Origin of the sequence: Methylomusa anaerophila, from assembly GCF_003966895.1 — a bacterium.
Lineage (GTDB): Bacteria > Bacillota > Negativicutes > Sporomusales > Sporomusaceae > Methylomusa > Methylomusa anaerophila.
Genome location: NZ_AP018449.1, coordinates 4622055 through 4638699 on the forward strand (window position 1 = coordinate 4622055; position 16645 = coordinate 4638699).

The 16645-nt window shown below is 54.0% G+C and carries 2 protein-coding genes (1 of these 2 running past the window's edge); both read right to left on the bottom strand.

All coding sequences use genetic code 11. From position 1 onward, the window contains the following. Position 1: 1 nt before the first annotated feature. Positions 2-3571 (bottom strand): beta-ketoacyl synthase N-terminal-like domain-containing protein, encoded by a 3570-nt coding sequence (locus MAMMFC1_RS20625; RefSeq protein WP_126310274.1) that lies wholly within the window; start codon positions 3569-3571, stop codon positions 2-4. Next, on the bottom strand, positions 3561-16645 hold the final stretch of the coding sequence (locus MAMMFC1_RS22530; protein WP_126310275.1) for an SDR family NAD(P)-dependent oxidoreductase. Its footprint extends 14509 nt past the window's final position; the window shows 13085 of its 27594 coding nt (coding positions 14510-27594); the start codon falls outside the window, past its right edge; its stop codon occupies positions 3561-3563. Before MAMMFC1_RS22530 ends, MAMMFC1_RS20625 begins: the two co-directional genes overlap by 11 nt.

Below are 16645 nucleotides of genomic sequence, written 5' to 3' on the forward strand. Positions count from 1 at the left end.
GCTATATCACTCCTTTATCTAACAGGCTCTCTATTTCCTCAAGGGTTAGTTCCCCTTGCTTAAATTTTTCTAAAGCTTCAATTTCAGGATCATTGACGGGCAACTCGCCGGGCTGGGATTTTGCCGTTAAGCTGTCGCCTGCAACAATATCCTGAATATCCTGGCTGTTCAGCCCTTCAAGTTTTAAAGCCAGATGAGCCGATAAAGATTTAATTGTTTGATGCTCCAGCATTTCCCGTCCCGTAATTTTAATGTTAAAACGCGTTTCAAAATCACGCATGAGTTTCATGCCAACAATTGAATCTACGCCGTAGTTCTGGAGATTTTTATTTACCTTGATTTGGTCCCGGGGAAGACGTAGTTCCCGCGACAAAAATTGCACAATGTAATCCTGAATACTTTCCTGGGTTGGTTTGCCGGGCTCAGCTGCCAACTGCTGCTCCTGGTCCGTAACGGGTTGTATAAAAGCTGACGGCTGAAGCTCCTCGCCCTGTTCTGAAATCCAGTAGCGTTCCCTGGCAAAAGGATAAGTAGGCAAAGGTATAATCCGGACTTTTTGACCTTCATGCAGCAACTCCCAGGAAATCCTGCCGCCCTGCGTCCAATACAGAGCAATTTTTTCAAAATCCTGCTCGGCCAGAAAAACTTGCAAAACAGCTTGCTCCGCCTTGCCGGAAAGCAGACTTCTAATTTTCGAGTGATCTCCTTCCTGGTCCCCGGTAAAGGCAGGTATGGAGGTTTCCCCCTCGTTGTTCAGATATTCTTTCATGCCCTGGATCAGCTCTTCCTTGTTGCTGCCTACCATTGCCAGGCGAAACTCCATGGCTTCCCGCCCTACCTGGAGTGTATAAGCTAAATCCGCTAAAGAAATCTCCTTGACATCCTTGATGTCCTTTTCAATTTCTATGAAATCAAGTATTTGTTGGATTACTGCCGCCAATTGGTCCGGGTTTTTTGCCGAAAAGACCACAATCTGAGGTGACTGAGGTGACTGAGGTGAGCCTGGGGAACAAGGTATAGGAGTGGGCTCTGCCTGTGAAGGGATATATTCTTCAATAATTAAATGCGCGTTGGATCCCCCGGCCCCAAAGGAACTTACCGTGGCGCGCCGGGGAAACTCCCGTTCATCTCCGTTGTTCCTGACCACAGGCCGTTTCCATTCCTGAAGCTCCCGCTGCAGGTAAAAGGGGCTGTTGTTGAAATTTATCCCGGGATTCAGTGGTTCTGCTTTGATCGAAGGAACCAGTTGTTGATGCTGCAACTGTAAAATAACTTTGGTAAGCTGGGAAATTCCTGAAGCTGCTTCGGCGTGGCCAATATTGGATTTTACCGACCCGATGGCACAAAACTGTTGATCCCTTGTAAATTTTTGAAAGGCTTTATTCAAGCCGGTGATTTCAATCGGATCTCCTAAAACGGTGCCACTGGCGGCTGCTTCAACATAACTGATGGTCCGGGGATCAATACCGGATTTTAGAAAATTATCTTCGATTAACCGGGCTTGGGCATTGGGATTAGGAACGGAAAATCCACTGGTTCGTCCGCCATGATTGGTCGCTGTCGATTTAATTACGGCCAGGATGGGGTCCCCATCTCGGATTGCTTTTGCCAGCGGTTTTAACAATACGGCGCCCACGCCTTCGGCCGGAAGAAATCCATCCCCGTTGCCAAAGCTCCTGCTGTCGGGATGGCTGCCAAGGAGTTGCATCAAGCTCAATCCCAGGTACTTATTGGGATGAATCGAAAGATTTACCCCCCCGGCAATTGCCAGCTGGCAATCTCCTTTCGTCAGGCTTTCACAGGCCATATGAATGGCGATAGCCGAGGATGAACAGGCGGTATCAATTGCCACACTGGGGCCCTGAAGGTTAAAAAAGTAAGAAACCCGGTTGGCAATAGAGCTGTAGGAAGATATGGAAATCGCCGATTCTTTAACGGTATCTGAATTATAGTAATGATATTGTTGATACATTGCGCCGACATAAACCCCGATCCTGGACTGGTATTGGCGGTGCAGGGTTTCTTGCGTATAGCCGGTGTTTTCCAGCAAATTCCAAACAGTTTCCAAGAAAAGACGGTCCATGGGATCCATGATTTCCGCTTCCCGCGGTGAGATATTGAAGAACAGGGGATCAAACTGATCCACGTCTTCTAAAAAGCCGCCCCACTTGCAGTAAGTTTTTCCCGCCTTGTCCTTATCTTCGTCGAAGTACAAATTGTAGTCCCAGCGGTCCTTGGGAATCTCCGTAATGCAATCCCTGCCCGCTTTGAGGTTTTGCCAAAACTCCTGAATGTTTCTTGCCCCGGGATAGCGCCCGGCCAGGCCGATGACGGCAATATCCGGGGTTTCTTGGGCAGACCTGGCATGATTGGTGAAAGTTTCAACAGGAGTAATCGCGGAAAGAGAATCGCCGTTTTCTTTCTTTTTTGCTTTCAAGTAATCAACTATTTCCCGGATGTTATTATTTTCAAACAACAACGTCGGACTTAGAGATACGTTCAGGGAGTTTTCAATATCATTCACTATCGCCAATAACTGGGATGATTCCAGGCCCAATTCAAAGAAACCGGCATTTATGTCGATCTGAGAGGGCGCCTGATTGAGGCGCCGGGAAAATATCTTCCGTAAAAGGCTTTCTATATGCGTTGCGGTTGTCTCCAACTGGTATTGGGAAGGTTCGGAACCTAAACTTCCCTGGATAGCGGCTGAAACGGTTTCTTTTTTGAAGCCGGGGTTGATCTGTTCCTTAAACCGTATCCGTTTTGCCGTTATTCCGTTTAACTGCGCAACCTGTTTCCCGGCGGTATTAAAGAAGGCGATATCTATGGTGCGAACATCATTAACCGTGCGGAGCGAAGTTGGGCTTACCCTGGCGTAACAATGGGTTTGCAGGGGTTCGCTGCAGGAGAATGATTCGTAATATAAGGGAATGTACAGCTCTTCCCCGTTCCCGGTATCGTCTTTGCCCTCTAAAAATCCCGTTGCCATTGCGGCGCCGTCGATAAGGGTGGGATGAAAAAGAATTTCGGTTGCTTCATCATGGTAGGCATCATCTATCCGCAGTTCGATCAAACAACCGGCATCCGCCGGATACATATTTCCTTTGGCCTTAATCATCCCCTGATGAACCAATCCCTGTGTTCCGGCTTTGGCATACACCATTTCCATATCCACGGGCTGGGCGGCGGCCTGTTTCATGGCTTCCGTATCAATTTGTTCATCAAATATTATTGTTTCTTCATGCAATTCCGCCGTAATGTACAATTTTTGCTTTGACGGTAATGGATTGCCATGGGCGTCTGTTTCCGTACCCTCAACGGTAATTTTCCAATAATCCGTTACCTTATCAAACAGGATTTCCAGCTTTACCGGCCGGTCTTCGGCCACGATCAAGGGATTGTAAATAGACAAACGCTTCAGGCAGTGCTGCCGATAATCCAATCCCATGCCTTCTTGCGCCAGTTGATACAGAACGTCAATATAAGCCAGGCCCGGCAGCAAATTTTGCTCATAAACCATGTGGCCGTTAATTATCGGATGTTCTGTGGTCATGGTTAAGCTATATTTCATGATATTCCCCCCATAAGCTTGTTTTTGCCACACGATTAGGCTGCTTCATCTTCCCCTTTGATTGTTTTTTATCTTTTTCATCATGCGCTTCTATTCTTATGTGGTCTTCCGGCTCCTCAATAACCGAGGAAAGTTTCCGTGGTAAAGGAAAGCGTTTTCTCGCCATATTAGGGACTTCCTGCGGATAAAACCGTTGTTGATAGCTTTCATCAGGCACAAACTCTTCGATCAGAACATGGCAGTTGGTGCCGCCGTCAGGAAAGGAATTCTGAGCGGCAAGGCGTTTCCTGCCCGGTTCCGCCTGCCAATCGATGGTTGTGCGGTTAAATTCAATCCGTGATGAGGAAAAATCATAATAAGTAAATGGATCCGAGGCGGATAAAAAGGGCGGAATCTGTTTGTGATGCACGCTCAACACACAACGGATAAATCCTGCCAGCCCTGACGTCAACAGCAGATGTCCGATATTGGGCTTAACGGACCCGATAAAACATTGGGACAGTGATTTGTCGCTAAGCTTATAGACATCGGACAAGGCTTTGATCTCAATGGAATCAACTACCGGGGAACCGCCGCCGTTGACCTCGATATACCCGATCTCTTCCGGTTGTTTGCCGCTTATAGCAAATGCATCCCGTATCACTTCTTTCTGGGCATTGAGATTCGGTGACCCGGGGCCGAGAGTTTGCCCGTCATTATTCACCGCTATGGCTTTGATAATGCCGTAGATGTGATTTCCGTCCTTGACGGCGTCACTGAGCCGCTTCAGAATCACAACACCGGCTCCTTCGCCTAATACTTCGCCGCCGGAACGTTTGTCAAAGATATGAAACTCGCCGTTCTTGCTTAAAATATTGCGGGCGGCAAACAGATCATGGGTATAGGGACTCACCAATACATTTACCGCGCCGACCAGGGCCATATCAATTCTTCTTTCCCGCAGGGAATCAGCGGCGAACAACATACTGGTAATTCCGGATGAGCAAGCGGTATCAACCACCAGGCTCGGGCCTTTAAGATTGAAGCACCTGGAAATATTTGTCGCCAGATAATTTTGGCCGATTCCCAAAATAGGGTTGGGAGCCTTTAAAACGTCGCTGATATTTATATTGGCCTGGGAACGGCCGCCGATATAGACCCCGATCTTCTGTCCCGTTAATTGTTTACGCTCATACCCTGCGTCATAAATCGCCCGCAGGCTTTCTTCCAGGATTAGGCGGGCCTGCGGATCCATGACCGCCGCGTCCTGCTCATTGATATTAAAGTATTTGGGATCAAAAAGCTCAATATCTTCTATCCAGCCGCCAAAGTCCGGGCGGTTATCCTTGGGGGTCCAGCGCTGCTTCGCTACCGGTCTGATGGCGGATACTCCCTTTGTCAACAGCTCCCAGTAGGCCTCTTTGGTGGGTGAACCCGGAAACCGGCTTGATATCCCCACTACAGCAATGTCTTCCGCTGGCCCGCCGGAACGAAGGGCCGTGTTTATTGTCTGGAAGGATTCATTCCTGCCGGACATGCTTGCAGCGGCAAAAGAAATTTCAGCGGTTATGCTTGTTTCGGGTTTAAGACTTGCCTGTAAAACTTCGGCATGATTGGCCAGGAAATAATCCGTCAGCGCGGTTATGGTACTGTGTTCCAGGAGCAGCGAGGGATCAAGGGTTTGGCCAACCCTCGCCTGCAAAAGCTGCGTCAACTGCGCCAGAATAATAGATTCAACCCCGTATTCATTAAATGGTTTGTCATCATCCAATTGGGCAAGAGTTAATTTTAATTCTGAACTAATAACTTGTTTTATCCACCCCAGGACCGAGGTTCTTAAATCCGGCGGTGACGCCGGCGTCACTCCCGGCGTTGGTCTTGCTGACTGTCCCGGTTCTTTTTTACCCGGTATGATTTTCAGCAGGCGCTCAGGGGTAAACTCACCCGGAACCACCACGCAGGGCAGGCTGACGATATGCGGCGTCTTCCGGATGATATCCAGGAACGCCAATCCATCCGCTGTTTTCAGGGATATAAGACCGGTCTCCACATATGCGGGGGTGCGCATCCCGCCCGTGGCCATGCCCGTTTCACCCCAGGCCGGCCATTGAATGGATTTAATGTAGGTCTTTCCTTCTCCCGCTTGGTTCTGGGCGTAATAATCCATATAGGCATTGGCCATGGCATAATCACTTTGGCCTGTTGACAGTGTTGGCGCAATGCTTGATATGGACGAGAACAGAATGAAGAATCTCAGGGGTTCCTGAAGCAGAGCCCGGTGCAGGTTCACCAGCCCGGTCATTTTCGGCTCACAGACGGCGGCGAAATCCGGTAGCGGCTTTTTGAAGAAAGCCGGGTTTTTGCTCACTAAGCCTGCACAGTGGAACACACCGGTGATTGGCCCTAAATCCTGGCGGATAGCCTGCGCTATGGTTTTTATTCCTTCTTCATCGGTTAGGGGAGTATTATAATAACGAATTCTGGCGCCGCGATCAATGAGGGATTGCATAATCCTAAGCTTTTCTTCAAGCTCGGGTTTTTCCTTGCTGGCTATTATTTTTTCCCACTGGGATGGTTCCGGCAGGGCTTCTCTCCCCATGATGGCCAGATTTTCTGCTCCCCGGGATACGACATGCGCCGCAACGGCTGCGCCAATCCCCCGTGATCCGCCGGTGATTAGAATAACGTCATCTTTGCTGTAGTTTTCGGGAATATGAAGTTTCTCCCGTATCTCATCATCAGCCTGGGACAGCGTCAGGCAGGGTTCATATCGTTCATTGTTCCGGTAACAGCATTCCGTGAGATTTTCTTTACCGGTATTCAAAAATTCTGACTGGATTTGTTTTGCCAAAACTTCATGGTCTGGCAACGGACAATCGCTGTCCATGGTCATGGATTGAATCTGCTTATACTCAGCGCCCAACATGCGATACAATCCTGCCGTGCGGGAGCCTTGCATGGTTGTTTTGGCTGATTGCAAGGCTTGCAGTTGATGTGTGGCCTGCAAAAGCTGGTAGCCTTCACTTCTGTCGTACTCGATCAGTTTTTGCAGGAAGGCTATTTTCCCGCATTCCACATTTAGGGACTGTTCGTAGTCGCCGTCATAAGCTGTAATATCGATGACGCCAAGCAATCTATTGCCGTTTTGCCGGTCTTTAATCTGTTTATAAAGGGATTCACCGGCCGCGGCGGAATAAAAATCGGTGGCTATTTCCGCGGACGAACCGGCTTCACCGTGAATAGCCGTCAACACTTGCACCGTTTCGGCCTCTTTAAACAATGCATAGGCAAGGCCGGTTGTTGCCGGTGTTCCTAAAACAACGATTACCCCTGCTTGTACGGCATCCTTAGTATCGGCGGCGCTCTTCTTCCATTCTTTGGTAAGTATGGCTTTTTCGGTCTTTACCGGCTGACTGTATTCTGCCCGGACTGGACTTTTCCGGCTGTCATCGTATTTGATCTCAGGCGCCCAACAGCGTTCTTTGGCGAAAGGATAGGTAGGCAGCGAGATGCGGCGGGGCTTGGCGCCGGGATAGAGCTTGTTCCAGTCGAAGGCCAGACCTTTGACCCAGAGGTCAAGGAATTTGGCATACTTGCCCTTGGCTATCCAGACATCAATTATGTGAGTCATATCCTCATCGGCAGCGAAGACGGCCAGGGTCTCACTATTGCGTTTGGCCTGTCCCTGGTAAAGATCGTCGATATTGTCCTCACCATTGAGGTAGTCTTGCAGTTTACCTTTAAGTTCCTGAAGCGACACTGCGGTTATGGCCAGCCTTGCCTCCATGGCTTCCCGTCCTGTCTGAAGGGTGTAAGCGATATCGGCTAAGTCGGCATCGGCGAATGGCCGGGTCTGGACGGCGGTCAGGAACTGCTGTGCCTGTTCCCGCAGGCGCTCTTCGTTCTTGGCGGACAATACAATAATGGCCGGTTTCTCGTGGGTGAAGGCGATGAGGGTTCTTTCCCCCGCGGGAATATATTCCTCGATCACCACATGGGCATTGGCGCCGCCGGCGCCGAAGGCGGAGATACCGGCAATTCTGGAATATTCCCGGGTCTGGCCGTTAATCGTGACCACCGGCCGTTTCCATTCCGCCAGTTCCTGCTGGACGGTAAAGGGAGTACCGGCAAAGTCGATATTGGGGTTAAGGGTTGCGGAATGCAGGGACGGCGCCAGTTGGCGATGTTTCAGCTGCAATAATACCTTAGTCACTGCGGCAATGCCGGCGGCGCTCTCGCAGTGTCCGATGTTGGATTTGGCTGAGCCGATGGCGCAGTACTGTTTATCCTTCGTGTATTCCTGGAAGGCTTTCGTCAGTCCGGCGATCTCGATGGGATCTCCCAGGGAAGTCCCGGTGCCGTGGGCTTCGATGTAGCTGATCAGCCTGGGATCAATTCCGGCCTCTGTCAGTGCTGCTTTAATGACGCTGCTCTGGGCATTGGGGTTGGGAACCGTATAGCCGTTGGTCTTCCCGCCGTGATTGATGGCGGTCGCCTTGATAACGCCATAGATGTGATCGCCGTCGGCGATCGCCCGGGAGAGGGGTTTGAGCAGGACTGCCCCCACGCCTTCTCCCGGCACATAGCCGTCGCCTCCCTGGCCGAAGCTTTCGCAGCGGCCCTTGCTGGAGACGAACTTGCCTTGACTGAGTATCAGGTATTTGTTGGGGTGAAGGGAGAGGTTGACGCCACCGGCGACGGCCAGTTCGCAGCCGCCCCGCTGCAGGCTCTGGCAGGCCAGGTGAATGGCGGTCAGGGATGAGGAGCACATGGTATCCAGACCCATACTGGGGCCATGGAAATTGCAGAAGTAGGAGACGCGATTGGCGATTGATGCCGCATTGCCGGCAAGGGCAATCGGCCGGCCCTGGATTTGCTCCTGGGCGCCGTAAAGCTGATATTCTTCGTACATTACCCCCACGTAGACCCCGACGTTTCCTTCCAGACCGAAGCTTTGGTACGAGCCAAGGACTTCCCGGGTATAGCCGGCGTCTTCCAGGGTTTCATAAACGCATTGCAGGAATAACCGCTCCTGGGGATCCATGATCTCCGCCTCGCGGGGCGAGATGTTGAAGAACAGGGGATCAAATCGATCCACGCCTTCCAGGAACCCGCCCCACTTGCTGTAGGCTTTTCCGGGTTTGCCCTTCTCTTCATCAAAGTACAAATTATAATCCCAGCGGTCTTTGGGGATCTCGGTGATGCAATCCTTGCCGTCTTTGAGATTTTGCCAGAATTCCTCCACGTCTCTTGCTCCGGGATAACGTCCGGACAGGCCGATAACGGCGATATCCAAGGCGCCTTTTTCTTTAGCCGGCTGGGCTTCCGTCCGGTCAGACGCAAAACGGGACCTTTTTCTGCTGCTGAAGGCCGGCTTTCCATGACCTATCGCAGTTACGGCGTTTTCGGCGCCCTTGGCGGTGGCGGCTGCCGTCGCCTCAATCCCCAATAATGCGGTCAGCTGGTTCCGATAGCTTTCCAGGAAGTAGCCGGTCAGTTCCCTGATGTTCTGGTATTCAAAGAACAGCGTTTTGGGCAGGGAGCCAAATATTTTTTCTAATTGGTTGGTCAGTTGCATAACCATGACGGAGTCGATGCCGTATTTCTCCAGCGGCGTATCCCCTTCAATACGGTGGGCCGGGAGTTTGATAATGGCTGAGAGCAGCTTTTTAAAATAGTTTTCCGCTTTCTCCTTTAGCCAGTCTTGGTCACCCGTTGGCGCTGTTATGCTTACTTCGCCGGGAGAAGGTGCTTTAAGAGTTTCCTGGTTCAATTGCCGCCGTTTCAGGAAAGTTGACTGGAGCCGTTGAGGATAGCCTTCCACTGCCAGCACCTGGGCCTGTCCGGAGGCTAAACCCTGATAGAAGGCCTGGATGCCGGAGTCGGTTTGCATGGGGATCATGCCGGTATCCTCTCCCAACATCCTCGCCGTCTCTTTATCGATGTTCATTCCTCCCTCTTGCCACAACGGCCAGTTGACGGACAGCGTCCGGCCGTGGCGCCGGCCTGAGGCCGCCAGGTCGTTGCGGTAGCCGGCGTAGGCGTCCATGAAGGCGTTGGCTGTCGCGTAGTCGGCCTGCCCCGGATTGCCAAAGTTTCCTGATATGGAGGAGAAAAGCAGGAAGAAGTCCAGTCTCTGGTCCTGGCTGGCCTGATCCAGGTTGACCGTGCCGGTGACCTTGGGAGCGAGGACAGCCTGGAACTCCTCGCCGGTTTTCTTGATGATGAAGTTGTCTTTGAGTATGCCGGCGGCATGGATGATGCCGTTAAGGCTGCCGGACTCCCGCTGGATGTCCTGAATCAGGCCGTTGACTGCTTCCTTGTCGGTCACATCCACCTGCTGATAAATGATCCGGGCGCCCGCTTCCTCCAGTTCTTTCAGCTTGGCCTGCCTGTTTTCGTCTAAAGGCGAGCGGCCGGTGAGGACCAGGGTGGTATCCTTGGCTTGCCGGATGATCTCCCGGGCAAAGAGGAGTCCCAGACCGCCGGCGCCGCCGGTGATCAGGTAAACGCCCCGGTCTTTCCAGGGGATCTCTATGGTTTCAGCGGAAGCTTCCAGTTCCCTCAGGCCGGCAACGAAACGTTTGCCGTCCTGGTAGCGGACCTGATGATCCTCAGGACTGCGGCTGTTCTCCCGCAGTTGTTCTATGATTGTTGCCGGGTCTTGTCCCGGCTCTATTGCAATCAACTGTCCCACAAGTTTGGGGTTCTCCAGCCGGGCTGTTTTTAACAGGCCGGAAAGTCCGGTGCAGAGTTGTTGTTCATTCTGGCTGGAAACCACGATTTGGATCAGTATTTGCTCTTTCGGTTTATCCCTGAGAATGCTCTGGATTTCTTCAAATACCCGGGCGGCATACGTTTGGAAGCGCTCTTCGATCTCTGGCTGCGGCGATTCTAGAGCCAGACAGCGCCCTTTGTTTACCTGGGCGGTAATATCTTCAGGGGAGATGTTATCCCGCTCGCAGAGGATTACCAGGTGCTGGGCATAATCAGGGGCGAAATTTTCCTGGGCAACGGCTTGTTCCTTCCAGAAGGGCTGGAGCAGCAGCGTCCCGCTGGGTTCGGCGCCCGGTTCGCCTTCCAGGATTCTGGTGGTAAATGCCTTCATGCGCACGCAAACGCGGCCTTGATCGTCACACAGGTCGATATCCAGCTTCTGCAGCCTGTCCGCCGGCGTGCTGCCGTCGCTGTAGCGGATCAGCGCCCACATGGCCGGGGTGCAGCTATCAAATACTTCCAGCTCTTCCATGGCGAAGGGCAGCGACAGCTTGAGCGGGATGCCGCCGCCGGACAGCGCCGTTTCATCGGCGCTCATCAGCAAGCCAATGGAGGCCTGGAGGGCAGAGTCCATCAGGCTAGGGTGCAGGACGAACTGATCCTGAGTGGCTGTTACGGCTGACGGCAGGGTGAGCTTAGCCAGGACCTGGTTTTGTCCTATATACAGTTGTTCAATTCCCTGGTGGGCCGGGCCGTAATCCAGACCTGCGGTTTTGAAGGCCTCGTACAACCCGTTCGCGGCCGGAGCGGTTTGGCTGCACGCGGCTGTAAGAGCAGACAGGTTTAGAGCCGGAGCCTCCTGGGCCGCACTCAGCACCGCCACTCCCTGGCTGTGCACGATGGGTTCATCACCGGCCTCATCAGGCTGGCTGTAGATTTCGTAGGCAATCTGGCCGGTCTCCTCGGGGTAAAGGCCGATGTGTACCTGGACCGGTCTGTCTTCTACGGTGACGGGACGGGTCCAGACGATGTTCCGGAGCCGGATCCGGGTATTTTCTTCTTGCAGGGATGCGGCGGCCTGCCCCATAGCTGCCCAGGCCATTTCCAGGTAGGCCACTCCCGGCAAAACACTGCGGCCTTTCACCCGGTGATCTTTGAGGAAGAACTCCTGGCCGGTAAATGTCGAGGTAAATCTCTGTTCGAGCAGGTCCGATGTGTTCTGGTGCAAAAGGGGATGGATGGATGCCGCATCGATTAAGGTAGCGGTGGTTTTGGCCTCGCTTGCGGGCACCCAGTAGCGCTCCCTGGCAAAAGGATAGGTAGGCAGAGAAATGCGCCGGGGCTTGGTCCCGGAATAGAGTTTATTCCAGTCGAAAGCCAGGCCCTTGACCCAGAGGTCGAGAAGCTGGGCGTATTTGCCCTTGGCCACCCAGACGTCAATTGTTTTCGCCATATCTTCATCGGCGGTAAAGACAATCATGTTTTCCTTGTCGCGCTTGACCTGTCCCCGGTAGAGGTCAGGGGTGTCGTCCCGGCCTGACAGGTAGCCCTGCAGCTTCTCTTCCAGCTCCGGCAGCGAAGCGGTAATCACCGCCAGGCGCTCCTCCATGGCCTCTCTTCCCACCTGGAGGGTGTAGGCGATGTCGGCTAAATCGGCATCGCTGAACTGCCGGGCCTGAATGGCGTCCAGGAACTGCCGGGCTTGTTCCCGCAGGCGCTCTTCGTTCTTGGCGGATAATAAGATGATGGCCGGATTCTGAGGGGTAATGGTAATGGGGGTCCTTTCCTGATCGGGAATGTATTCCTCAATCACCACATGGGCATTGGAGCCCCCGGCGCCAAAGGAGGAGATACCGGCGATCCGGGGGTATTCTTTGGTCTGACCGTTAAGTTCAAGCAGGGGACGGTTCCATTCCGCCAGCTCCTGCTGGACGATGAAGGGGGTGCCGGCAAAGTCGATATTGGGGTTAAGGGTCGCGGAATGCAAAGACGGCGCCAGTTGACCATGTTTCAGCTGCAACAGCACCTTGGTCACGCCGGCGATGCCGGCGGCGCTCTCGCAGTGCCCGATGTTGGACTTGGCCGAACCGATGGCGCAGTACTGTTTGTCCTTGGTGTACTCCTGGAAAGCTTTTGTCAGGCCGGTGATTTCGATGGGATCTCCCAGGGATGTCCCGGTGCCGTGGGCCTCGATATAGCTGATGGCTCGGGGATCGATTCCGGCCTCTTTCAGGGCTTCGCCAATGACGCCGGCCTGGGCGTTGGGGTTGGGAACCGTATAGCCGTTGGTCTTCCCGCCGTGATTGAGGGCGGTAGCCTTGATAATGCCATAGATGTGATCGCCGTCAGCGATCGCCTTGGCGAGGGGCTTGAGCAGGACCGCTCCTACGCCCTCGCCTGGTACATAGCCGTCGCCTCCTTGGCCGAAGCTTTCGCAGCGGCCCTTGCTGGAGACAAACTTGCCCTGGCCGAGCATCAGGTATTTGTTGGGATGGACGGAGACATTGACGCCGCCGGCGACGGCCAGTTCGCAGCCACCCCGCTGCAGGCTCTGGCAGGCCAGGTGAATTGCGGTTAAAGAGGAGGAGCACATGGTGTCCAGACCCATGCTGGGACCATGGAAATTACAGAAGTAAGAGACCCGGTTGGCAATCGAAGACGGACTGCCGGCAAGAGCGATATTGCGGCCCTGGGTTTGTTCCTGGGCGCCGTAGAGCTGATACTCTTCATACATCACCCCGACATAAACGCCCACGTTGCCTTCCAGACTTAAGCTCCGGTACGACCCGAGGGATTCCCGGGTATAGCCGGCATCCTCCAAGGTTTCATAGACGCATTGCAGGAATAAACGCTCCTGGGGATCTATGATCTCCGCCTCCCGGGGCGAGATGTTAAAGAACAGCGGATCAAATTGATCCACTCCTTCTATGAAGCCTCCCCACTTGCTGTAGGTTTTGCCGGGTTTATCCTTGTCGGCGTCGAAGTACAGGCTGTGATCCCAGCGGTCTTTGGGAACCTCGGTGATGCAGTCTTTGCCGTCTTTGAGGTTTTGCCAGAACGCCTGGAGGTTTCGCGCTCCGGGATAGCGTCCGGAAACGCCGATGACGGCGATATCCAGGGTTCTTTTCTCTTTTTCCGGCTGGGATTCTACGGGCAGAGACGCAAAACGGGAACGCCTTTTACTGCTGAATACCGGCTTCACCGGTTTTGCCGCCGGTATGGAATCGCCGGCGCGCTCGGCATTGGCCGCTGTCTCCTCGATTCCCAATAAGCCGGTCAGTTGGCCGCGATAGGATTCCAGGAAGTAGCCGGTAAGTTCTTTGATGCTCTGGTATTCAAAGAACAGGGTTTTGGACAGTAAGCCGAAGCTCGCTTCTAATTCGTTGGTCAGCTGCATGACCATGACTGAATCTATTCCATACTTTTCCAGCGGGGCATCGGCTTCGATACGGTGCGCCGGTAGTTTGAGGACAGTTGAGAGCAACTTTTTGAAGTAGTTTTCCGCTTTCTCCTTTAGCTGGTCTTGGGCAATTGCCGGCTCTGCCTTGCTTTCTTCGGCGGGAGAGGTTGCCTCCGTTGTTTTAAAAGTCTCCCTGGGCAGGCCGTCGGATTGGGGAGTGGCCGGAGTTATCGCCAGCAGTTTTTGCTTCATTTGTACCGGATTGCCTTCCAGCACCAGCACCCGGGCCTGTCCGGAGGCCAATCCCCGGTAGAGAGCCTGGATGCCGGACTCGGTTTGCAGGGGAATTATACCCATGATTTGCTGCATCATCCGCTCGGTCTCTTGATCCACGCTCATGCCGCCCTCTTGCCACAGCGGCCAGTTGACGGACAGTGTTCGGCCGTGGCGCCGGCCTGAAGCTGCCAGATCGTGGCGGTAGCCGGCGTAGGCGTCCATAAAGGCGTTGGCTGTTGCGTAGTCGGCCTGCCCCGGGTTGCCAAAGCTTCCTGCCATCGAGGAGAAGAGCAGGAAGAAGTCCAGTCTCTGGTCCTGGCTGGCCTGATCCAGGTTGACCAGTCCGCTAACCTTGGGAGCGAGGACTGTCAGGAATTCCTCGCTGGTCTTCTTGATAATGAAGCTGTCTTTAATCACCCCGGCGGCATGGATGATGCCGTTGAGGCTGCCGGACTCCCGCTGGATGTCCTGAATCAGGCCGTTGACTGCTTCCTTGTCGGTCACATCCACCTGCTGATAAATGATCCGGGCGCCCGCTTCCTCCAGTTCTTTCAGCCTGGCCTGTTTGTTTTCGTCTAAAGGTGAGCGGCCGGTGAGGACCAGGGTGGTATCCTTGGCTTGCCGGATGATCTCCCGGGCAAAGAGGAGTCCCAGACCGCCGGCGCCGCCGGTGATCAGGTAAACACCCCGGTCTTTCCAGGGGATCTCTATGGTTTCAGCGGAAGCTTCCAGTTCCCTCAGGCCGGCAACGAAACGTTTGCCGTCCTGGTAGCGGACCTGATGATCCTCAGGACTGCGGCTGTTTTCCTGCAGTCTGGCGATGATTGTATTGGTGTCTAACTCCGGCTCTATTGCAATCAACTGCCCCACAAGTTTGGGGTTCTCCAGCCGGGCTGTTTTTAACAGACCGGAAAGTCCGGTGCAGAGTTGTTGTTCATTCTGGCTGGAAACCACAATCTGGATCAGTACCTGCTCTTTCGGTTTATCCCTGAGAATGCTCTGGATTTCTTCCAATACCCGGGCGGCATAGCTTTGGAAGCGCTCTGCGATCTCCGGCTGCGGCGATTCTAGCAGGAGACAGTTTGCCTTCATCTCAGCGGTAATGCTTTCCGGGGAAAGACTGTCCGTATCGCAGAGGATTACCAGGTGCCGGGCATAATCAGGAACTGAGGCTTCCCGGGCAACGGTTTGTTCCTTCCATGAAGGCTGGAGCAGCAGCGTACCAATGGTTTCGGCGCCCGGTTCGCCTTCCAGGATTCTGGTGGTAAATGCCTTCATGCGCACGCAAACGCGGCCTTGATCGTCACACAGGTCAATATCCAGCTTCTGCAGCCTGTCCGCCGGCGTGCTGCCGCCGCTGTAGCGGATCAGCGCCCACATGGCCGGGGTGCAGCTATCAAAGACTTCCAGCTCCTCCATAGCGAAGGGCAGCGACAGCTTGAGCGGGATGTCGCCGCCGGCCAGCGCCGTTTCATCGGCGCTCATCAGCAAGCCAATTGTGGCCTGGAGGGCGGAATCCATCAAGCTGGGGTGCAGGACAAACTGATCCTGAGTGACTGTTACGGCTGACGGCAGGGTGAGCTTAGCCAGGACCTGATTTTGTCCTATATATAGCTGTTCAATCCCCTGGTGGGCCGGACCGTAATCCAGACCTACGGTTTTGAAGGCCTCGTACAACCGGTTCGCGGCCGGAGCGGTTTGGCTGCACGCGGCCGTAAGAGCGGACAGGTTTAAGGCCGGAGCCTCCTGGGCCGCACTCAGCACCGCCACTCCCTGGCTGTGCACGATTGGTTCATCACCGGCCTCATCGGGCTGGCTATAGATTTCGTAGGCGATCTGCCCGGTCTCCTCGGGGTAGAGTCCGATGTGTACCTGGACTGGTCTGTCGCCTACGGCGACGGGACGGGTCCAGACGATGTTCCGGAGCCGGATCCGGGTATTTTCTTCTTGCTGAACTCCCGCCGCCTGTTGTACTGCTGCCCTGGCCATTTCCAGGTAGGCCACTCCCGGCAGGAGGCGCCGGCTTTTTACTATGTGATCCGCCAGGAAGAACTCCTGGCCGGTAAATGTCGAGGTGAACCTTTGTTCGAAAAAGTCAGAAGTGTTTTGATGCAAAAGGGGATGGATTGACGCCGTGGCTATTGGCAGAGTTACGGCTGAGACAGCAGTGGTCTCGGGCACCCAGTAGCGCTCCCTGGCAAAGGGATAAGCAGGCAGGGAAATGCGGCAGGGCTTGGTCCCGGAATAGAGCCGGTTCCAGTCGAAAGCCAAGCCCTTGACCCAGAGGTCGAGAAGCTGGGCGTATTTGCCCTTGGCCACCCAGACGTCAATTATTTTCGCCATATCTTCATCGGCGATAAAGACAATCATGCTTTCCTTGTCGCGCTTGACCTGTCCCCGGTAGAGGTCGGGGGTATCGTCCCGGCCTGACAGGTAGCCCTGCAGCTTCTCTTCCAGCTCCGGCAGCGAAGCGGTAATCACCGCCAGGCGCTCCTCCATGGCCTCTCTTCCCACCTGGAGGGTGTAGGCGATGTCGGCTAAATCGGCATCGCTGAACTGCCGGGGCCGGATGGCGTCCAGGAGCTGCCGGGCTTGTTCCTGCAGGCGCTCTTCGTTCTTGGCGGATAATAAGATGATGGCCGGATTCTGAGGGGTAATGGTAATGGGGGTCCTTTCCTGATCGGGAATGTATTCCTCAATCA

Excerpts from the sequence above, each read along its gene's own strand:
- MAMMFC1_RS20625 (WP_126310274.1), bottom strand. The coding sequence starts at position 3,571 with ATGAAATATAGCTTAACCATGACCACAGAACATCCGATAATTAACGGC.